Source organism: Altererythrobacter chaiwopuensis (genome assembly GCF_054957735.1).
Window position 1 is genome coordinate 1752116 of the sequence record NZ_JBTXJF010000001.1, and the last position, 20013, is coordinate 1772128.

Annotated in this window: 23 protein-coding genes, 1 tRNA gene and 1 pseudogene; 10 read left to right on the plus strand and 15 right to left on the minus strand. The window is 62.2% G+C overall.

What is annotated here, in order from left to right; genetic code table 11:
• The first annotated feature begins 34 nt into the window (after positions 1 to 34).
• The 3 genes from ACX3VQ_RS08510 to ACX3VQ_RS08520 are packed head-to-tail and all read left to right on the plus strand — an operon-like array spanning position 35 to position 1663.
• Entirely contained in the window at positions 35 to 520 is a 486-nt protein-coding gene (locus tag ACX3VQ_RS08510; protein ID WP_462580444.1) for a UPF0262 family protein, read from the plus strand.
• 5 nt (positions 521 to 525) lie between these two features.
• A complete protein-coding gene (locus tag ACX3VQ_RS08515; RefSeq protein WP_462580446.1) occupies positions 526 to 1233 on the plus strand; it encodes a glycoside hydrolase family 25 protein in 708 nt (235 codons plus the stop codon).
• A 13-nt stretch (positions 1234 to 1246) separates the two neighbouring features.
• Positions 1247 to 1663, plus strand: coding sequence for a cytidine deaminase (locus ACX3VQ_RS08520; protein WP_462580447.1), 417 nt, complete (start codon positions 1247 to 1249; stop codon positions 1661 to 1663).
• A 537-nt stretch (positions 1664 to 2200) separates the two neighbouring features.
• Here ACX3VQ_RS08520 and ACX3VQ_RS08525 read toward each other — a convergent pair.
• The 6 genes from ACX3VQ_RS08525 to ACX3VQ_RS08550 are packed head-to-tail and all read right to left on the minus strand — an operon-like array spanning position 2201 to position 8519.
• The gene (locus ACX3VQ_RS08525) at positions 2201 to 2635 is read right to left on the minus strand and encodes a potassium channel family protein (protein ID WP_462570426.1); all 435 of its coding nucleotides are present in this window, start codon (positions 2633 to 2635) and stop codon (positions 2201 to 2203) included.
• Positions 2632 to 4653 carry a hypothetical protein gene (locus tag ACX3VQ_RS08530; RefSeq protein ID WP_462580448.1) on the minus strand — a complete coding sequence of 674 codons (2022 nt, stop codon included), beginning with the start codon at positions 4651 to 4653 and terminating at the stop codon, positions 2632 to 2634. Before ACX3VQ_RS08530 ends, ACX3VQ_RS08525 begins: the two co-directional genes overlap by 4 nt.
• A 1-nt stretch (position 4654) precedes the next feature.
• Complete coding sequence (locus ACX3VQ_RS08535; protein ID WP_462580450.1) at positions 4655 to 4783, minus strand: hypothetical protein; 129 nt, start codon at positions 4781 to 4783, stop codon at positions 4655 to 4657.
• The gene (locus ACX3VQ_RS08540) at positions 4780 to 6255 is read right to left on the minus strand and encodes a S1 family serine peptidase (protein WP_462580452.1); all 1476 of its coding nucleotides are present in this window, start codon (positions 6253 to 6255) and stop codon (positions 4780 to 4782) included. Before ACX3VQ_RS08540 ends, ACX3VQ_RS08535 begins: the two co-directional genes overlap by 4 nt.
• A gap of 49 nt (positions 6256 to 6304) precedes the next feature.
• A complete protein-coding gene (locus tag ACX3VQ_RS08545) occupies positions 6305 to 6529 on the minus strand; it encodes a hypothetical protein (protein ID WP_462580455.1) in 225 nt (74 codons plus the stop codon).
• A gap of 22 nt (positions 6530 to 6551) precedes the next feature.
• Positions 6552 to 8519 carry a TIR domain-containing protein gene (locus ACX3VQ_RS08550; protein WP_462580457.1) on the minus strand — a complete coding sequence of 656 codons (1968 nt, stop codon included), beginning with the start codon at positions 8517 to 8519 and terminating at the stop codon, positions 6552 to 6554.
• Between the two features lie 149 nt (positions 8520 to 8668).
• Between ACX3VQ_RS08550 and ACX3VQ_RS08555 the strand changes: the two genes are divergently transcribed.
• Positions 8669 to 10201 carry a CHAT domain-containing protein gene (locus ACX3VQ_RS08555; RefSeq protein ID WP_462580458.1) on the plus strand — a complete coding sequence of 511 codons (1533 nt, stop codon included), beginning with the start codon at positions 8669 to 8671 and terminating at the stop codon, positions 10199 to 10201.
• Positions 10202 to 10631: 430 nt separating this feature from the next.
• Here the strand turns inward: ACX3VQ_RS08555 and ACX3VQ_RS08560 are convergent.
• A tRNA-Ser gene (locus tag ACX3VQ_RS08560) sits at positions 10632 to 10722 on the minus strand.
• 236 nt (positions 10723 to 10958) lie between these two features.
• On the opposite strand from ACX3VQ_RS08560, the gene ACX3VQ_RS08565 reads away from it, so the two are divergent.
• From ACX3VQ_RS08565 to ACX3VQ_RS08580, 4 genes and pseudogenes are all read left to right on the plus strand, one after another.
• Positions 10959 to 11780, plus strand: coding sequence for a DUF1134 domain-containing protein (locus tag ACX3VQ_RS08565; protein ID WP_462580736.1), 822 nt, complete (start codon positions 10959 to 10961; stop codon positions 11778 to 11780).
• 93 nt (positions 11781 to 11873) lie between these two features.
• Positions 11874 to 13061 carry an amino acid aminotransferase gene (locus tag ACX3VQ_RS08570; protein ID WP_462580460.1) on the plus strand — a complete coding sequence of 396 codons (1188 nt, stop codon included), beginning with the start codon at positions 11874 to 11876 and terminating at the stop codon, positions 13059 to 13061.
• Between the two features lies 1 nt (position 13062).
• Entirely contained in the window at positions 13063 to 13608 is a 546-nt protein-coding gene (locus ACX3VQ_RS08575; protein ID WP_462580462.1) for a GNAT family N-acetyltransferase, read from the plus strand.
• 15 nt (positions 13609 to 13623) lie between these two features.
• Positions 13624 to 13785: pseudogene (locus ACX3VQ_RS08580) on the plus strand (aromatic amino acid aminotransferase); the annotation flags it as partial.
• A 15-nt stretch (positions 13786 to 13800) separates the two neighbouring features.
• Here ACX3VQ_RS08580 and ACX3VQ_RS08585 read toward each other — a convergent pair.
• Entirely contained in the window at positions 13801 to 14043 is a 243-nt protein-coding gene (locus ACX3VQ_RS08585; RefSeq protein ID WP_462580464.1) for a hypothetical protein, read from the minus strand.
• A 198-nt stretch (positions 14044 to 14241) separates the two neighbouring features.
• On the opposite strand from ACX3VQ_RS08585, the gene ACX3VQ_RS08590 reads away from it, so the two are divergent.
• On the plus strand, positions 14242 to 14388 hold the full coding sequence (locus ACX3VQ_RS08590; RefSeq protein ID WP_462580466.1) for a hypothetical protein: 147 nt from the start codon (positions 14242 to 14244) through the stop codon (positions 14386 to 14388).
• Here ACX3VQ_RS08590 and ACX3VQ_RS08595 read toward each other — a convergent pair.
• The 7 genes from ACX3VQ_RS08595 to ACX3VQ_RS08625 form a co-directional block, all read right to left on the minus strand.
• Positions 14385 to 15302 (minus strand): DMT family transporter, encoded by a 918-nt coding sequence (locus ACX3VQ_RS08595; protein WP_462580467.1) that lies wholly within the window; start codon positions 15300 to 15302, stop codon positions 14385 to 14387. The genes ACX3VQ_RS08590 and ACX3VQ_RS08595 overlap by 4 nt on opposite strands.
• 88 nt (positions 15303 to 15390) lie before the next feature.
• Entirely contained in the window at positions 15391 to 16023 is a 633-nt protein-coding gene (locus ACX3VQ_RS08600; protein WP_462580469.1) for a riboflavin synthase, read from the minus strand.
• Positions 16024 to 16031: 8 nt separating this feature from the next.
• The gene (gene ribD, locus ACX3VQ_RS08605) at positions 16032 to 16982 is read right to left on the minus strand and encodes a bifunctional diaminohydroxyphosphoribosylaminopyrimidine deaminase/5-amino-6-(5-phosphoribosylamino)uracil reductase RibD (RefSeq protein WP_462580470.1); all 951 of its coding nucleotides are present in this window, start codon (positions 16980 to 16982) and stop codon (positions 16032 to 16034) included.
• Between the two features lie 27 nt (positions 16983 to 17009).
• Positions 17010 to 17483 carry a hypothetical protein gene (locus ACX3VQ_RS08610; RefSeq protein WP_462580472.1) on the minus strand — a complete coding sequence of 158 codons (474 nt, stop codon included), beginning with the start codon at positions 17481 to 17483 and terminating at the stop codon, positions 17010 to 17012.
• A gap of 66 nt (positions 17484 to 17549) precedes the next feature.
• Entirely contained in the window at positions 17550 to 18272 is a 723-nt protein-coding gene (locus ACX3VQ_RS08615) for a M48 family metallopeptidase (RefSeq protein ID WP_462570413.1), read from the minus strand.
• Positions 18269 to 18712: a YcgN family cysteine cluster protein gene (locus tag ACX3VQ_RS08620; protein WP_462570412.1), complete on the minus strand. Its 444-nt coding sequence runs from the start codon at positions 18710 to 18712 to the stop codon at positions 18269 to 18271. The genes ACX3VQ_RS08615 and ACX3VQ_RS08620 overlap by 4 nt, the downstream gene beginning before the upstream one ends.
• Positions 18700 to 19317, minus strand: coding sequence for an SCO family protein (locus ACX3VQ_RS08625; protein ID WP_462580474.1), 618 nt, complete (start codon positions 19315 to 19317; stop codon positions 18700 to 18702). Before ACX3VQ_RS08625 ends, ACX3VQ_RS08620 begins: the two co-directional genes overlap by 13 nt.
• Before the next feature lie 70 nt (positions 19318 to 19387).
• Here ACX3VQ_RS08625 and ACX3VQ_RS08630 point away from each other — a divergent pair, with 70 nt between their 5' ends.
• Positions 19388 to 20011 (plus strand): ankyrin repeat domain-containing protein, encoded by a 624-nt coding sequence (locus ACX3VQ_RS08630; RefSeq protein WP_462580476.1) that lies wholly within the window; start codon positions 19388 to 19390, stop codon positions 20009 to 20011.
• Positions 20012 to 20013 lie beyond the last annotated feature (2 nt).

A 20013-nucleotide genomic window follows, 5' to 3' on the forward strand; every position in this document is an offset into this window, starting at 1 on the left:
CGGCCCTGCTGCATCTGCGAAAGGCACCATGACCATGGCCGAAGAATTTCGCATTGCCCACATCTCGCTCGACGAGGAGACGATCATCTGGCGCAATGCCGATGTCGAGCAGGAGCGACGCGTCGCGATTTTCGACCTTATCGAAGAAAACAGTTTCAAGCCGCTGCGCAGCGTAGAGCGCGGTGCGAAAGGCCCTTATCGCTTGCATCTTGCGGTGCAGGACGGGCGGCTGGCGATGGAAATTCGCGACAATGATGAGCAGTTGCTTGAAACGCTGATTATCGGGCTGGCGCGTTTCCGCCGTCCGATTCGCGAATATTTTGCCATCTGCGACAGCTATTACCAGGCCATCCGCAAGGCCACACCGTCCGAGATCGAGACGATCGACATGGCCCGCCGCGGCATCCATGATCATGCGGCAGAACTGCTGCTCGAACGGCTTGACGGCAAGGTCGAAACCGATTTTCCCACCGCGCGCCGGCTGTTCACGCTGATCTGCGTGCTTCATATCAAGGGCTGACGGGGGTGGTCGCCAAACGAAAGCGGGTGCGCCGCCCATGGCGCTTGCGATTGCTGGCGCTGGTGCTGCTCGCCGCCCTGCTGGGCGCAGCATGGTATTGGTGGGATATCCAGCAATTCGCCCCCGACGAGGATGCCTTTCCAGAGCAGGGCGTGGCAGTGGGCGAGCATAGCGGCCTGGTCGGTTTCGAAACTGTCCGCGCGCTGGGCGGAAGCTTTGCCTATCTCTATGCCAGCGCAGGTGCACAGGGACAGGATGCTCACTTTGGCCGCAATCTTGCCGCTGCGCGCCGGGCCGGGCTGATGGTGGGGGCGGTCCATCAATTCGACCCCTGCAGCGGTGCCGATGCGCAATCGGCCAATTTCGTCACCCTGGTGCCGCGCGATCAGGCATCGCTGCCGCTCGCGATCGCGCTTGAGGTCACGGCGGATGCCTGCGCTGAGCGCGTCAGCGATGCCGCGGTCGAAAGCGAATTGTTGACCTTCATCAACCAGGTAGAGATGCACACGGGCAAACCGGTGGTCCTCAAGCTGTCGGAAGAGTTCGAAGAACGCTATGGCATCGCCGCACGGATCGAGCGTGACCTGTGGCTGGCGCGTGACCGGTTCGTGCCGCGTTACGGCGGGCGCCCGTGGCTGCTGTGGACCGCCAACCGCGCGCGGCATACCGAAGCGGCGACCGAGCCGGTCGAATGGGTGGTGGTGCAGCCGTGAAGGGGAGAGCGTGATGAGCGAGGACAACAACCGGGACAGCCTGATCGCCGCGGCCCGGCGCGCGCTCGAGAACAGCTATTCGCCCTATTCGAACTTCCGCGTCGGCGCGGCGCTGCGCTTTGCCGATGGCACGGTGGTGACCGGCACCAATGTGGAGAATGCCAGCTATGGCCTCGCGCTGTGCGCGGAAACTGTGGCCGTGGCCAAAGCGATGGATGACGGCCATCGCGGCGGGCTGGAGGAAGTGGCGGTGATCGGAGATACCGCCGCGCCGGTTACGCCCTGTGGCCGCTGCCGCCAGGTGCTGAACGAGCTCGCCGAACTGGGCGATACTGACCCGGTGGTGTGGTGCGCGGGCGAGGACGAGGTGGTGGAGATGCGCCTGTCCAAGCTGCTGCCCAGGGCGTTTGGTCCCGCCAGCCTGAAATAGCGCGCCCGCTTGCGAGCATTACCGGTCTTGCCTGTCGCGGTACCGGACGCGGGAGTTAGTGCCTCGGAGGCGAGTCAGGCCTGACGCTTTCCTACACGCTGGCCTTTCGTTACAATCGCAACCATGTCGCCGGCTGCTCGATATATCTCGCTGAAAACATGGTCTATAGCGGCTCGCCGTGCTTGCTGCGATCAGGCTGTTTTCTTTACCTTTGACTGTGTTCCATGTGTTCCATCTTGCAGGAATCGAGGGCGGCTTGCGCGGGGCCAAAGCGGCGCAGCCAGGCGCCGGGCAAACTCAAGTCAATACGGGATGGATTTATCGGCGGGGCACAGTGGCGGAGACGGTGGGATGCGAGCTTACGTTTATAAATATTTCAATATCTCAATAATTTGTCAGCCTATCTGCAAATTTACCCCACTTTGTACCCCGACATTTTGCGAACAATTTTATGTCAGTAATGCGCCTTCGCTTCAGACCAAACCAGCAACCCCGCCTGTCACTGAAAACGGCAGCACGGGGCACTCATGTCCCGCCTCATCTTCGCGGGGGTAGGCGCCAGAACTTTTCCATGGCGAGATAGGTCATCGAGGCAGTCCAGCCCACCATCACCAACCCGTTCAGCGCTTCGAAGCCGGAGATGATCCGCAGCGCCCCGTGCGGAAACAAATCGCCAATGCCGAGCGTGGTGTAGGAGGTTATCGAGAAGTAGAACGCATCGAGGAAGCTGAGCTGCTCGGCCCCGCCGATCGTACCGTATCCTCCGATCCAGTGCAGCGCCATATAAGCGAGCGCATACAGCGTGATATGGATGCAATGCGAGGCGATCGAAGTCGTGAGCACGACCAGAATGCGCGCATGCACCGGGATGGCCAGTTCGACCAGGCCGAGCGAGGTCAGGCGGAGCGCCTCGTAATGGATCAGGATGGTGGCTGCAATCAGCACCAGCGACAGGGCAAACCCCACGATCATGCAGGGACCGCCGTGCGCTTGGCGCTGAACACTGCCTGCCAATTCTGGATTTCGGCAAACACGATCTCGTCGGCGGCATGGACGATGTCGGCGGCGAAGCTGTAATCGACCGCTTCGTGCGGCGCATCAAGGATCAGCGCGATCCGCTGGGCCACCCTGTCGAGCTTTTCTGCGGTGACTTGGGATATCTCGGCAAAGCGTTCGAAATCGCCGAAATAGCGAATGCCGGCAAACGCACCGCCGAGTGTCGGCAAGGCGACCGCGAGGACGGTGAACCATTTGGCGCTCGCCGCGACCCAGCCGGGATCGACCATGCCCAGTGCAGAGAAGCCAGCGAGCGCAAGGAACATCGCCACCAGCAATACAGCGGCAACGAACAGTCGTTCCGAGAGCCGGTCAATCCGGTGATGTACGCGGGCAAGACGTGCGGATTTCTCGCGATGATAGTGCCGCTGCGGATCGACATGATGATCGCGCAATGCCGCCAGCAGCTCCCGTAGATAGGGCTTGTCGACCCGCATCTGCGGCAGACCGATCTCGCGCAGCGCATGCCGGACATACCATTCCGGCCACCAATTGTCCGTGCCGCGCGGCCACGCACCCGGAGGTCTGGCAACGCCAAGCACGGCGAGCAGCGGGCTATGCCGCAGATATTCCGCCGCCCGCCGGGTCTCGAACCAGCGCCTGTGCAGGCGGAATTTTTGCCCGAAGGCGGTGTTCGCGACGATCGCCAGCAGCAAGGCCAGCTCGATTGCGGCAAAGACCCATTTGCGCTCCGCATCGACCAGCGGCAGATAGAGGATGCCCGCGATGATCGCCATGGCGCCGAGCAGGAAATTGACGATCATCCCCGAACGATAATGGTCGGAAAGGTATGAGGAAATCCCGTCCAGCCAGGCAAAGCGGCGGAGGATTTCAGCTTCCACAGCGGAGCGCAGGCGCGGGTCGCCCTGCGGCAGAGAGGCAATCGCACCGAGCAGCGGCCTGCCACTTCCTCCAGCGATCTCGTCCGGGCGCTCATAGGTTTGCCGGACCGAGCGGAAGCGCCGTGCCAGTCCCGTCTCCCCAAACAACGCCTCGACGCGGCGAAACGCGTGGCCGCGAAGCGTGCTTGCGCTGCGCCAACTGTTGGCCCCGATTGCGTCCAGACCCGCAAACCCGCCGCCGGTTTCGGGTGGAGCCAGAGCAACAGCGTCGGTGACCAACCGGTTCAGCGCCGCGCCCCGCGCAATCGGCGAAGCCCCTGCACCGTCACCGGCATTGTCGCGGTGCACGCCGGCCAGCGCCTCGGGCGAGAGCAATATCTGCCACTCGGCGGGCCGCGCGGGGTCGATCCACAACACCGGCGAACCCATTTCGAGTGCAATCAGCGCGGTGTGCCCGGTGCCGCCGACATTGGCGACCGAATTGCCGTCCCACACAGCGACCACGATATCCGACTGCTCGATCAGGATTCTACCGGCGAGCGCCGAGCGCTTGCCCGCCTCCGCGGCGAAGCTGCCGAGCGCCTGAGTGTCCCCGGGGCGCTTGAGCATGGTGAGGAACAATTGCTGCACTCGCTGATCGTCATCCGCCAGTTCGAACAGCCGCGCTTTCTGCGCCAAGGCAGAGATTGCCTCGACCCGCTCGGCTAGTTCGCGGTCAGCGATCGGGTCGCCCGCCAGTATCGCGCGCGCATCGACAGGGGTCGCCGCTCCGCCATTGATCGCGGCATTGAGCGCCTTGCCGAAGGGCAGCGGGATTACCAATTCCCAGCCGCGCGCCAGGGCCAGGCGGGCGGCGTGGTGATCGGTCCCGTCCGCCAGCAGCGTATTCAGACGCGGCGCGCAGGCTTCTGGTGCCCCGCTCTGTCCGTGGATATTTTCGAGCGCCTGCTCGACGGTATCGAATATTTGACCGAGGACATTATCGAGTGCCCCGGGATCGCTCGGAAACGACGGGTGTGAACTGCGGTGACCGGTTACGCCCAACGCAAAACACGGACGCGGCAGCGGCGGCGCGGGGACAGTACGGGTCAATTCATGTACGGTTGTAGCAATCGCGCAGTGCCCCTTTCGCTTCGGTTACCGCATCCCGGATAGGCAGACCCGCGCCGATCCACAAGCCGGGGTGAACCTCACCCATGCCCGCCCGCCCCTGTGCGCTCATTCGAACAGATATTTCGTGTTCGCCCGGCCCCGCTTCGCAGCGGCTTTGGCGCGGACGATCCAGTCGGTGTAATACCCGACATCGACATAGACGCCGGGAGTTTTCGCCAGCCCGCAGCCAGGGCCGAAAGACACCAGTCCGACCAGAGTTCCGGTGCTGCGGTCGACCAGCGGCCCGCCGCTGTCGCCGCGGCAACTGTCGATCCCCGATTGTGATCCGGCGCAGAATTGCCCCGGGCGCAGCCGGTACTTCCTGATGCGGAAATTGCGATTGTTGTTGCATTCCGGGTCAGGCCGCAGGGTCACTGAGCCTTTGAGCAATCGCGCTATCGCTCGTTCCTGATATTGGCCGTCCTGCGCGCGGATATTCCCGGCGCTTTCGGTAGCACGCTGATAACCCCAACCCGTCAGCAGGAGCGGGGCCCCGTTGTCCAACCCGGCGCGGCTCGATTGCGGCAATTTCGCCTCGGTGAGATTTTTGAAGCTTGGGGTATCCTTCAATTCGATCAGCGCGATATCGTTCTGGTGCGTCTGGCTGTCGTATCCCTTGTGGCGAAATACCGTTCTGATCTGCAACAAATTGTGGTTCCCGTCGATCCGCTGCGTCCCGAGCCGCATACGTCGCCCGGCGAAGAACACCGCATCCCGGTTGCTGTCGATACAATGCGCTGCGGTCAGCAGGAAACGTCCGCCAATATAAACCGCGCCGCAGATGTGGTTGATTTCCCAATCATGCAGGTCTCTGCCGAATTGTTCGCGCTGAGATTCGCGCGCGGATGCCGAATGAAAGGCTTTCGTGCTCGCCCCGTGAAGCGCCAGTTGCGCCTGCCAATGCGCCTCATCGGGTTCCGCATGAACGCCTCTGACCACGCGGTAAGGGGTGCGCCAGTATTGACCACGGAAACCGAGTACTGCTTCGCTGCATATCTGCCCCTCCGCGGCTTGGGCCGGGTCCAGATCATCAGCAATCTCGGCGTTCGAAGTATCGTCTGCATAGCAAGCATTCAGGTCTGCATCGCCGAGCAGTTCGGCACGAACGGTTTCTTCCCGCTCGGCCTCGAGCAATTCAGGGATCAACTGCCATTTTTCGTATGTGCGCTCGCTCATATGGCCGGCCACAAAATCTAGCTGCGAACTGTCGAAGCTGGCGAACAATGCGAGCATCCGGCGCGCCAATCCGGTATCCATATCCATCAGCATCAGCACGAACGTGCCGCGCTGACCCTCGCCGAGGCGGCCGGTTACTTCGGCCAGTATCACCTTGCCGGCTTCGCTCAGCGAATCGTAAAAATCCCGAAAGCGCCCCGCTTCATCGTCATAAAGCTCGCCCGAAATCTGCTCAAAGGCAGCGGACCCGGCGGTGGGAGCAAGCGTGATAGGCCCGTTGGCGGCAACCGGCACAGGGAAAAGGCACAGGCCCAGAGCGGCAATCGCCCCTGTCCTGTGCCTGTTCGTGTTTCCCGCTCGCTTCATGGAAGAGGCCGAAGCCGGATTTCGATGCGAGGCAAGAATGATCTTAACTTTACTGATCGACAGGATTTCCGCGTTCATCTTCTTCAACCGGCGCTTCGCTCGCCATGCCGTCGTCTTGCACGCCGTCCATAGCCTGCAGATCTTCTTCCGGTGCGGGGGCAGCTTCTACCGCTGCTTCCGCCGGAGCTTCTGCAGCCTCTTCGGCGGGGGGGGTACATGCAGCCAAACCCAAGGCGGTGCCCATCCCGGCAGCAATAGCAACAAATTTCCTCATATTTTTCCTCCTCAGAAATGTCTCAGACGAAACCGAGACGGCTTTGTAATGCCTGAAATCTTGGGTCCTGTCGAATGGGGTCGAGGTTGTGGTCGGTATGTGACAGGACGAGCCCGGAATCGCCGACGGCAAATGCGCGTTCAAGCGTTTCGAGCGCGTCCTCGGAGCGGCCCCATTGCGCGAAAATCTGCGCTTGCTGGTACAGGCTGTTGTCACCGAAATTCTCCAGCAGTTCGTCAAAGTGGCCTTGCGCGGCATCGGGCCGACCGGCCTTCGCCTCCAGGATTGCCAGCTCGGTAATGCGGGAAAGCACGCTCGGTTCGGCCGCATAAGCCGCGCGGGCATCGTCAAACCTGCCATCCAGCCGGGCGATGTCGCCAAGTATGCGGTGTACGATGCTGGTACCATCCTTGAGCGCAATCGCGCGGCGCGCGGCGGCGGCGGCACGGCCATAATCGCGCGCGGCAAATTCCAGCACCGCCGCGGCGCGCAGCACCGGCCCGCTGAGCGGATCGAGCCGTTCTGCCCGGGCGATGGCCTCACGCCCTTCATCGAACAGCCCGACAAACGAGGCAAACAGGGTGTAGCCCATCAGAATCTCAGCGTTGCCATAGCCAAGTTTGAACGCCTGATCATAGGGCTGGCGAGCTGCCGCGATGTCGAGCGTGCCATTGGTGAGCACGAAACCGAGCGCGGCATGTCCTTCCGCAAGATCGGGCGCAAGATCGATTGCGGTCCGCGCCGCGTCCATCGCTCGCTGGTAATACCCGCGCAATTCCTCGCCCGTTGCGTGGCGATTGCCGATTGCCGTCAGCACCCGCGAGCGCGCGGCATGAGCGGCGGCATATTTGGCATCGCGCCCGATCGCCAATTCCAGCTCGGCCAGCGCGGCGCGGTCTTTCCCTTCCTGTGCCGAAGCCTGACCATAAAGAGCCACTCCGCGCAGATAATGATCAAGCGCATCGGGATTATCGGTTCCCCCGACCCGCACGGTCCCGGCATCGGACGACCGCGTAAAATTGGCGATCAGCGCGTCGACAACCGCCGTGGCGATCTGCGACTGCACGATCAGGATGTCGTCCGCTTTGCGTTCGAACACATCCGACCATACATTGAGATTGGTGGCTCCGTCGATCAACCGCGCCGCCGTGCGCAGGGTCGCGCCAGAGCGCCGGACACTGCCTTCGAGGATGTAGGCTACGCCCAATGCGTCAGCGATTGCGGACGCGGTCTCGCTGCCATCGCTGAACTTGTCGGATGATGTTTGCGCCGCCACCAATAGCTGCTGATTGAGGCTGAGGATGCTGCGCAATTCCTCAGACAATCCGGCGCTGAAATATTCCTGCTCGGGATCATTGCTCAGATTTTCAAACGTCATTACTGCAACGCTGTTCGACAGGGCGGCGGTGAACAATTCACTCCACCACATCGCAACTCCGCCTGAGGCGGCCAGCACACCAGCACCGCCAAGGATCAGCGCCGACCGGCGCGAGAGTATAGGATGCTTGCCCTGCGGCCCCACTCCCCCATCCGCAAAAGTGAGGCGCGTTCCAGCCTTTCCATCGATTTTTGCGAGCGCAGCCAGCACCTCGTCAAAAGCACTCCCCTTCGCTGGATTCCCGCGGTGCGACAGGTCAATATATTGAATCTGGCGGAACCCCAGCGGCGGCTGAGTGCCATCGAGCGAAATCGACAGCATCCTTCCGCGGTCCCGGCCGCGGGTCGCCTCATCGCGGACCCAATGGGAATCGATCGAACGGGCGGTCCATACCACCAGCACCACATTACTTGTTTCGAGAGCAGTCTCGGTCACTTGGGAAAAGCGGTCGCCGCCTTCCAGCAAACCGTCCCACCAGACATCATGGCCGGCAGCGCGCAGCCGCTCGATAAGCGGCAGCACTTGCGCCCGGTCTTCCCGCGAATAGCTGAGAAAAATCGACGCAGCGGCCTTGTCTTCGCGGGATGGATCGTCGGTCGCTGCGCTGTCCAAAATCCGTTCCCCAACAAATCCGCCTGGCCGCCGGTATGCTGACATTTTTCAACGAATTATGCCAGCCAGTGGCCACGCAAGACCATCATCTACAACAATTGACCCGCTTGTGCTATTGGCTTTGCTTTAATCGGTAGCAAGGGGGCGGTATGGCATCGCAATATCCGGCTGATGTTTCAGTCCGTACGGCAGTTTTACTGCTCGCGCCACTGGTCCTGTTCGCCGCCGGATGTAGTGACAGCACTGAGGACACGTCCTCAGGCCAGCAATTGTTCGAAAGCTCGGTTGCTCTGCCCGAGGCCGCGCCCGCTTCTTTCATCAACCAGGAAGATCTGCCGCAGGAGGAATACACGGACCTGCTTCGGGCAATCGCGAAAGAGCGCGTGATCGCCGCAGTGTTGCAGCGCAAGGGAGAGACCGGCGAAGCAACCGAAGCTACGGGCGAGTTCGATTACCAGAGTGCCGCTACCCGCTTGCGGGCAATCAACCGCTCGCTCGCCGAATTGTCCGAAGGCGGCCCGGAAACCTACGTGCTGGTCCACACAATACTTGGCGACGGCCGCCTGAAAAGCTGGCTGATCGCGCCGGGAGAGCGGATCGCCGCGGGCATCTCCAGCAAACCTTATGACGGGACCGGTTTCCTGACCGACGGGCTTGGCGTGACCGCGCTTGCCTCTGCCCGCGCACCGCGCGCCGAAGGCGTGCCTGCAATCTCCGCCGCCGAGAGCGAGGCAATGCTGGCTCGCGACCAAAGCAAGGAAGCGGTCGCCAAGCGGCTCGCCAGCCTGGCGGAAGCCCGCGATCAGTTGCTTCCCGGCGCGGTGCAGGATGCACTGGGCACGCATTCGGGCCGTCTGCTGATTGTCGGCACTCGGGATACGGCGACCGCGCCCTATGCCGCAATGTTCCTCCGCAATGGTCGCGCGCTGCTAAATTGGTCGTTCGTGTCGGTACCCGATATCGATACGATCAGCTCTGTCGTCGGGCGGTTCGACTACCACGATATTGATCTGTCCAATGCGGTGATCGTGGGCGATCCCGATTTGTCCAGAGATCCGCAATATGACTGGGAGCCGCTGCCCGGTGCGCGCGCGGAAGCGGTCGAAGTTGCCCGGCTGCTCGGCGCTCATCCGTCACGGGTGCTGATCGGCGTAGAGGCGACCACGCCTTCGCTGCGCAGGGCGATCAATCGGACCGAGGATATCGGCCTCGTCTATATGGCGACCCATGCGGTGGCCGATCCGAAGAACCCGCTGACCAGGGGCTTCGCAGCAATGACCGGGGGGCATTACTACGCCGGCCATATCCGCCAGGAGCGGTTCCCGGGATGGGAGGATAGCCAACCACTGGTGGTGATGAGCGCGTGCCAGACCGCACTTGGGCGGGTGTTCGATGGCGGCGGCTTCGGTGTCGCACAAAGCTGGACCGTGGCGGGCGCGGGGCAGGTCGTAGCGAGCCTGTGGAATGTCAGCGACGATGCAACCAAGCTGCAGATGAGCCGCTTCATGCACCATCTGAAAAATGGCGACGCGCCCGAAATCGCGCTGCAGAAGGCGCAGATCGAGACGATGAACTACACCGATGAGCAAGGGCGAAAACCCTATCTCAACAATCCGAAAATGTGGGCGAGCTTCTCAATCTACGGAAAACCGTCGAGCTGGACCGCAATCGACTGGAACTAGGGTCACAGCCGAAATCAGGGCTCGCCTGCCCATTTGCATTTGGTCCGCCACCCTGCTTTTCAACCTTGCTGGGCGGCTGTGGGTGCCCGAATTCCGGGGACAGAGCAACGCAATTCCGGGGACAGTATATTCAATAGGTCGCATGGTAGAACTGCACAGATCCGGCAGCGACTAACCAGATCACCCAAATCACACCGATTTCCTACTGTGCCGCGCGGCTCTATCCTCGCGGCATGACCAGCCACTCGCAACATTCCGCCGCCCCCGTGCAAATCAGCGCTGCGCATCAGGCGATTTTCTTTCCCTTTGACCGTGTTCCATGTGTTCCATCTTGCAGGAATCGGGGGCGGTTTGCGCGGGGGCAAAGCGGCGCGGCCAGGCGCCGGGCAAACTCAAGTCAATACGGGATGGATTTAGCGCCGGGGCACAGTGGCGGAGACGGAGGGATTCGAACCCTCGATACCCGGTACGGGTATGGTTCCTTAGCAGGGAACTGGTTTCAGCCACTCACCCACGTCTCCGCAAGACACACGCTGATCGGGCATGCACCTCTGGCTGCGAGAGGCGCGCTATAATGGGGCCGCGTTCGCGCATCAACCCACCACGAGAAAAAAGCGACTCTGCCTCGATTGGTCGGCCGGGCGACTCGGTTCACCGCATTTTCGATTCGGTTCACCGCCGCGCAATTGTGGCTGCGCGATCAAGCGATTCAGATGAACACTGCATGGGTCCGCATCCGGACCGGGAACCTATCATGATGACGCCATTCACATACCGTTTGAGAAACGCCGCCCTGGCCCTTGGCGCCGCGCTTGCGATGGGCGCGGGCATCGCCCATGCGCAGGAGCTGGAGGCAATCGATCCTGACAGCGCTTATGATACAGCGCAAAGCGGCGCGATCGACGGTGACCTTGCGGCGCCCGCCCCCGCGCCTGCCCCCGCGCCTGCTGCCGACACTGGCAATGATCTGGTCGCCTTCGGTTCGGAGGCTCCGCAAACGGAAGGCGAACAACCCGCCGCCGTTCCTGCCCCCGCCGAAACCGCTGCTGCCGGATCGGCCACGGAAACCGGAGAGCCAACCTTCGCAGGAAGCGAAACAACCTATGGCGAGGATGACCTTATCGGCGCAGCCGAGGGGGTGTTCGGCAAGGGCGCCAAGGGACTTGCCGGCGTGATCGAAGACCTGCTGCGCGAACAGGGCGAACCCAATGCCTATATCGTGGGGCGCGAAGGCGGCGGCGCGCTAGGCATCGGCGTGCGCTATGGTTCGGGCACGCTTTACCACAAGGTTGAAGGCAGCCAGCCAGTCTACTGGACCGGCCCCTCGATCGGTTTCGATGCCGGTGCCAATGCCGCGAATACCTTTGTGCTGGTCTATAACCTCTATGATACCGAGGAACTTTATGAGCGCTTCCCGGCTGGAGAAGGCCAGGCTTATTTCGTGGGCGGCATGCATGTCAGCTATATGCGCAGGAAGGATGTGGTGCTGATCCCGATCCGGGTTGGTGCCGGCCTGCGGCTGGGCATCAATGCAGGCTACATGAAATTCTCGAAGAAGCAGCGCTGGTTGCCGTTCTGATCCTGTCCGGCGCAATCGGCGCATAAGTATGCAATCGCTTGCGGCAGGGAATTCCCTGTTGCGGGCTTTCCCGTCCCGTTGCATGGCGCGCCCATGCTCGAACGACTCACTCCGCAAGCCCCCGATGCGCTGCTCGCGCTGATCAAGCTCTATGCCGCCGATCCCCGGCCGGACAAGATCGACCTTGGTGTAGGCGTTTATCGCACGGGCCAGGGCGACACGCCGATCTTTGCGGCGGTCAAGCAGGCCGAACAGCGGCTGCTGGACGAGCAGGACAGCAAGTCATACCTCGGCCCCGAGGGCGATATGGGCTTCGTCAATGCGCTGATGCCGCATATCTTCGGCGCGAATGCGACCATGGGCGGGCGGATCAGCGGAATGCAGACGCCCGGCGGTACCGGAGCTGTGCGGCTTGCAGTCGCGCTGGCGCAGCGTGCCGGCGTGGAGAAGCTGCACCTGGGCAAGCCGAGCTGGCCCAACCACGCGCAGATCCTCAATGATATCGGGCTTGATATCGTGTGGTTCGAACATGCGCGCAGTGATGGCACCGCCAATCTCGAAGCTGTGCTGGACACGATCAGCGGCGCCGGGCCGAATGCTGCGGTGCTGCTCCACGGTGCCTGCCACAATCCGACCGGGATCGACTACACGCCCCAGCAGTGGGACGCGATCGCCGAGGCTTTTGTCGCCAGCGGCGCCTTCCCGATCATCGACCTTGCCTATCAGGGGCTGGGCCACGGAATGGAAGAAGATGCCTATGGCATGCGCCGCGTGCTGGGCGCGGTGCCAGAGGCGTTCGTTGGCTATAGCTGCGACAAGAATTTCGGCGTCTACCGCGACCGCGTGGGCGCCTTCTACGCCATGGTCCGAGAATCAGGGGACCTCGACAAGGTGTTTTCCAATGCCAATGCGCTGGCGCGTGCAGTATGGTCGATGCCGCCGGATCACGGCGGCGCGGTAGCGCGAATCGTGTTACGTGATCATGCGCTGACCGAGCTTTGGCTCGATGAGCTTACCCAGATGCGCGAGCGCATGCGGCAGGTGCGCGAAAGGCTGGGCGAGGCGGGCATCGCGGGCAGCGTGAACTTGGCGCCGCTGGCGCACCAGAACGGGCTGTTTTCGGCGCTTCCGGTCACGCCCGAGCAGGTGGTGCAGCTACGCGAAGAGCACGCCATCTACATGGCGGGTTCTGGCCGCATCAATATTGCCGGTTTGACGGCGGGCAATATCGACAAGTTCATCGGCGCGGTGGCCGATGTGACAGGCGGAGCAACCAGCTGACATGGACCGGCAGCCGCAACTTGCCGACGATCGCATCGAGCTGAGGCCACTGGCCGAGGCTGACCGCGAGGAGATCTTCGCCATCGCCGGAGATCGCCGGATCTGGGAACAACATCCGATGCGCGACCGCTGGAAGCCGGATGTCTTCGCAGCTTTCTTCGAAGAAGCACTGCATGAAGGCGGGGCGTTGGCGGTGATCGAACAGGCCAGCGGTGCTATTATCGGGTCATCGCAGTACCGGCCAACAGGGCTCGATCCGGTGGCGATGGAGATCGGATGGACCTTCCTTACACCCTCCATGTGGGGCACAGGGATCAACGCACGGATGAAGCGGCTCATGCTGGCTCATGCCCTGCAAAGTGTGCCGCGCGTGTTATTCCGGGTAGGTGACACCAATTGGCGCAGCCGCAAGGCGATGGAGAAGATCGGCGGGGTCCTGACCACATTTGAAGAGGTCGTCATCTATCAGGGCCAGACCTTGAAGCATGTCGTCTATTCGATCGAACGGGCGGACTTTGCCAAGGGACCGTTGGCCGACCAGGCCTAAGCACCGAGCAAGTAGGACGGGCTGTTTTCGGCGTTTCCGGTTTCGCCCGAGCAGGTGGTGCAGCTACGCGAAGAGCACGCCATCTACATGGCGGGTTCTGGCCGCATCAATATTGCCGGTTTGACGGCGGGCAATATCGACAAGTTCATCGGTGCGGTGGCGGCAGTAACCAGCTAAGCTGATGCGGCACGCTCAATAGCCTCCGGGCGGATCGCTTGCCGGGAAGCTTTCGTCCAGATCTTCGTCGGTTTCTGTCCATTCGCGCTGGGTCTTGTCGCGCATGGCCGAAGGGCCGGCATCGCGAACATCGGTATGGCTGCGCTGCGGTTGGCCCTCGGCATAGGCTGCGTTACCCGCGATGCGCTTGTGCCTGAAAAAGCTGTAGCCGAGCAGGCCCAGCGCACCGAGGGCGAGTATCTTCACAATCATCTTCACTCTCCTCTCCTTGAAAGTAACGAGCGAAGCGCGAGTTGGGTCCGGGACAGGGGGAGGCTGTCCCACATCGCAAGCCCTGCCGACGTGCGCGGGGTGAAGCGTTGCCGGCCGGCGACAAGTGACATGCTTTGCTGCGTCAGATATGCTAAAGTTAAATCACCATGCATTTGAACGAGTTATATTCACTGCATCAACGCGATGCTTATCCAGGCGGCTGCCGCGGACCGTGTGTGGGAGCGGCATCAACACGAAGCGGCGGCAGACAGGCTGGCATCGCAGATCACCTCGATTCAGAACGCCAATGGAGTCAACGCGGTAGGCTTGTTACCTGCTGCGTCGATCTAGTCCTGCGCTCCGGCATGCTCGAATATCATCAGGATCAGCCCGAGAAACACAAGCCCGAAGCCGATCAGATGTGACCACTGGAAGGTTTCGCCAAGCAGCAGATATGAGGTTACGAGCGAAGTCACCGGCATGACGGACATGGCACCGGCAGAGAGCACCGCCGGTGCCTTGCGTACTCCCTTGTACCACAGCACAGGCGCCAGCCCCCCTGTCATTGCGCCCCAGAAAATCAGTGCCGCCCAGGCTTCCTGGCTTGCCTCGGCGAACGCGAATGGTTCGGGGTCGAACTGCCACGCCAGCAGAATGAAGACTGGTGCCGCCATCAGTGATGCGGCCAGTGTCGCCTCGATCGAGGTAATGCCGATAGAGAGCTTGCGCGATAGCAACGTATAGGCTGCCTCGAAACACACCGCGACGACAACCAGCGCGGCACCGAGCACGATCGCGTTGCCGCCTCCGCCATCGTTGCCGTTCAGCAGGTTGATGGCTGCGATCCCGGCCACTGCCAGCGCCAGCGCGCCCGCATTGCGCCAGTTCATGGCAGCGCCCAGGAAGAGGACCGCTGCCAATGCAGTAACGGCAGGCGTGGCGCTCATGATGGTCGAGCCGATCACGCCGGTGGTCATGCGCATGCCGAACAACATCGTGGCGGTGAACCCGACCATTCCGAATGCGGCAATCGCGGCGATGACAGCAATGTCGGCTCGCTTGGCCTTCTTGAAGCGCGAGGTGGCTGCCCAAACGAAAGGTGCCAGCACTAGGCTTGCGATCGCCATGCGCAGGAAGGATGCAGTGAATATCGGGAAGTTCTGGCCGATGATCTTGCTGAGCGGGGTGGCAGTGCCGAACAGCGCCATCCCCGAGAGAAGCAGGATGAGGGTGCTGGCTGATATGCGCTTGCTGTCTGAAGCCATGCGATCAGCCATAACACAGTAATGCGGGGCAGTGCGATGGCCGCTCGTGGGCAATCGCACTCGCGCATGGCCCCAAAAAAACCGCGCGCTAACCTGTCAGCGCCTGCATCCGCTTGAGGTAGCGCGCCAGAACGTCGATCTCGAGATTGACCCTGTCGCCCGGCTTGAGCGCGCCCAGCGTGGTAACTTCGCTGGTGTGTGGAATGATGTTGAGCATGAAGGTGCAGCCTCCATCGCTTTCATCGGTGAGGTCATTGACCGTCAGCGACACGCCATGAACAGTGATCGACCCCTTGGGCGCGATAAAAGGGGCCAGCGAAGCGGGCGCGCGGATATCGATCTGCACGCTGCCACCTTGCGCCTCGGCGCGGGTCACTTCGCCCACGGCATCGACATGGCCGGTCACGATATGGCCGCCCAACTCGTCACCCATGCGCAAGGACGGCTCGATATTGAGCTGCGCGCCTTCCTCCCACATGCCGGGCACGGTGCGCGAAGTGGTTTCGCCCGAAACATCGACATCGAACCATGCCATATCCCGCTCAGACTGAGCCTGTCGAAGCCCGCGATCGACGACCGTCAGGCAGACGCCGGAACAGGCGATCGAAGCGCCAATCTCGATCCGCGCGGGATCAAGCGGGGCGGTGATGCGCAGGCGCAGATCGCCGCGCTGCTCAGCCTTCGCGATGGTGCCAATGGCGGTGACGATGCCGGTAAACATGCTATCTCCTATGCGCTGACGCGGCTGTAGGCGGCGAAAGTGTCGCTGCCAAGCTGGCACTGTTCGACAAGGCGCCATGGGCCATTTTCGGCGGCGAGCATTTCCGACGCAAGGCTTTCAGGTGCCTTCACGCCGGCGCCGATCGTGATAGGGGCGGTGTAGATCTCGAGCCGGTCGACCAGGCCAGCATCAAGGAAGGCTTCGGCGGTCGCGGCGCCGCCTTCGACATAGAGATATTGCACACCTTCAAGGTTGAAGATCGCTTCAGATGAGGCAAGCGCCTGCGTGCCAGCGGGCGCCGACCCCCGCGTCAGCACAAAGCGTTCGGGTGAAAGGTGTTCGATCCCCTCCAGGCGCACGTCGAGCCGGGGTTCGTCGGCGCGCCAGGTGCCGCCGCCAACCAGGATCGCATCCTGCTGCGCCCGCCGGGCATGCACATGCGCACGGGCAATCTCGCCGGTGATCCACTGCTCCTTGCCCGGTTCGCGCGCAATGAAGCCGTCTGCCGACATGGCGAGCTTGAGCGTCACGAAGGGGCGGTGTTTTTCTTCACGGGTAAGGAACCCGGCCAGGCTTTCCCGCGCAGCAGGATCATCCAGTACGCTCACCGTGATCCCTGCTGCATCGAGCTGTGCGATACCTTTGCCGCTGGTGCGGGGATCAGGGTCTTTGACGCCGATCACTACGCGCGCCGGCGCAGCCAGGGTGAGGATTTCGGCGCAGGGCGGGCCGCGTTCGGACTGGTGCGCGCAGGGCTCGAGCGTGACATATATTGTGGCACCCCACGCGCCGCCTGAAGGCAGTTGGGCCAATGCATGCGCCTCTGCATGCGGGCGCCCGCCAGCCTGGGTCCAGCCGCGCGCGAGCACCACGCCGTCACGCAGGATCAGGCAACCGACAGCGGGGTTGGGGCGACTGATCGGGCGGGCACGCGCGGCGGCCCGCGCTGCCGCCGCCATCCATCGCGCGTCAACCGGCAATGCTGTTCAGTCCGAACCGCGAAAAGCAGCGTCAGCCGCGCCGGGCACCACGCGATTGTTCAGCACATTCTTGCGGAAAGCTTCGGCTTTGGCCTTCTCTCGCGCGCGATCTGCCGCAGCCTGGCGCTCCATCGCCTCGACATCCATGCCGCTCGCTGCACCCAATGCGCGGTAAAGTTCGCGCTTGCGTTGCTCGGCCGCTTCGATCTGCGTCCGGCGTTCATCCTGCCGCTGCTGATTGGCGAGGTTCGAGGCGAGGATTTCCTCGTCGCTGCGATCAGGGGCCAGGGTGGAGATATAGGTTACCTTGGGTCGGTCGGGCTCAACCAGCCGTTCTTCTGAATTAGCCCAGAGCAGGATCAAGATGATTGGCAGGGCCGAGGCAGCCAGTATCGGCCAGCGATAAGGCTGGGGCCGACGGAAATATTCCCACATATCCGCCATCCCAGGGCCGGGATTGTATCGTTGCAGCCTGCTCATGGCGGTAACATAGGACGCAGCGGCCCCTGATGCTAGAGGCAGTACGCTGCGACGGGTTTGCGCAGGTCAGCCGAAGCTGGTGTAGAGCGTGCGGCCATGCTGCTTCAGCCAGCGGTCGGCCTGGCGGATGTCGCCTTCAAAGATTTCACCCAGCAGCGCGTGGAAGGCCGGGCTATGGTCGAAATGGACCAGGTGCGTCACTTCATGCGCTACAACCGACCGGCGCACAAAATCTGGAGCTTGCACCAGCCGCCAGTTGAGCCTGATGCGCTGCCGATCCGAGCAGCTGCCCCAGCGGCGCTGCGCACGTGAAAGCGCCACCGGAACAGGATCGAGCAGGGCAGCCGCGCAATAGTGCCGGGTATCCTGTTCGAACAGCGCCAGCGCCTCGCGTTCAAGCCAGCGCGCCAGCCGCCGTTCCATTGCTTCGGGCGGGCCGCCGATCAGCACTCGCGTATCGTCCAGTTGCGGGTGGCGGGGGGCATCCGCGCGCCAATCGACCTGCACTGGCGCGCCGCGATATATGATTACGCCGCCGGGACTGGGTGCGCGGCGTTCGGGCAGTTTGGCGAGTTGCGCTCCAAGCCAGTCACGCCGGGCATGGGCAAAGGCAATTGCCTCGCGGCTGCGTGCCCAACCGGGCAGGGTGATCTGCACTGCGCTGCCGTCTGCAGTCAGCCGCAGGGTCAGCCGCCGCGCACGCGCGTGGCGTTTGAGCACGATCGGCAGCTTCCGCTCGCCCAGTTCGATCTCGGGCTCCAGCATTTCCTTGCGCAGCCAATCGATCATTCTGCGCCCCATTCCACGATATGGTGTTCAAGCGGCCCGGCCTTCGTCTCGCTGATGACGCGGCCTGCAACTGACACACCCGCGCGCTTCACCGCATCCGGATCACCCGACAGCAGGTAATGCCAATCGGGCAGAGGATCGCCATCCGCACGCAGGCGATATGCACAAGTAGCGGGCAACCAGGCGACTTCTTCCACGATCTTGAGCGTCAAACGCAGGCAATCTGGCACGAAGGCCTTGCGGTTGCGATAATCGGTACAGCGCGCGTTTTCAGTATCGAGCAGCCTGCAGGCGACATTGGTGTCGCTGATTTCGCCGGTATCTTCGTCCTCGATCTTGTGCAGGCAGCAGCGTCCGCAACCGTCGCACAGTGCCTCCCATTCCGCCCGGGTCAACTCGCCTAGCGGCAAGGTCCAGAACTGGTCTCTTACTTCACCCATTTCACCAGTTCTGCCGCAACTGCCTCTGCCCCCTGGTCGGTCGGCAGGGTGGCGATCGGCTCACCTTCGGGGCCGAACAGGTAGGTAATGGCCGAATGATTGACGAGATAGCCGCCGCCCGGTGTTTCCTCGCCGCGCGAATAGAATACGCGGAAATTGTCAGCCGCCTGCTTGACCTGTTCGGGAGTTCCGGTGAGGCCGATCAGCTCGTCCGAGAAGGCGGCGGTGAATTCGCCGACAATTTCAGGCGTGTCGCGTTCAGGATCAACCGAAATGAAGATCGGCACGATCCTGGCGGTGAGTTCGGGTGCCTCCTTGCCCAGCATGTTATAGGCTTGCATTATGCGCTGCACGTCGGTGGGGCAAATGTCGGGGCAATAGGTGAAGCCGAAATAGACGATCCGGTATTTGCCCTTGAAATCGTCCCAGCGTACGGTTTCGCCTGCTGAATTGACCAGTTCGAACGGCCCGCCAATGCTTGCGCCGGCCAGCGGAGCGTCGCTTGCCGGGGAGGGATTGTCGCAGCCGCTGAGCGCCAATGCGGCAGCGGCAAGTGGAACCCAGCGGGCGAAGCGGAATTTCTCAAGCATGGCGTCTCGGTTCATGGTCTGCTAACCGGCGATAGTGGAATGCCTTCAATGTAGGGTGTGACAGGGTTTTTGAAAGGATAACAGCGTGCCGCGTGCCGTTATGCGCAGGATAGCAATCATTGGCGCCTTGTTGGGTGCAATTGCGGCAACTCCGGTTGCAGCACAGATGTTCTCCGACGGATTCGAGTTTCTCAAGGCTGTGAAAGACCGCGATGGAGAAGCTGTAACCGAAGCGTTGAGCGAGCCCGGCACCACGATCATCAACTCGCGCGATATCACTTCGGGTGAAACCGCGCTGCATATCGTCACCCAGCGGCGCGATGCGCTTTGGATCCGCTTTCTGACCTCGCGCGGTGCCAATCCCAATATTCGCGACAAGAAGGGCATGTATCCGATCCAGCTTGCCGTGACGATGGGATTTGCGGAGGGTGTCGAGGCATTGATCAAGGCCGGAGCCGAGGTTGAAGTCACAGATAATTCAGGTGAAACCCCGCTGATCGCAGCGATTCATCGGCGTGATATTCCGCTGATTCGTCTGCTGCTGGCGAACGGCGCCAATCCTGACCGGGCCGACAATTCCGGACGCAGCGCGCGCGACTATGCCGGCCTGATGTCCGGCAACATTTCGATCATGGCAGAATTCGAGCGCGCCGATGCCGAGCGGGTGAAGAAGCAAGGCGAGGCGGGCAATTACGGGCCCAGTTACTGAGC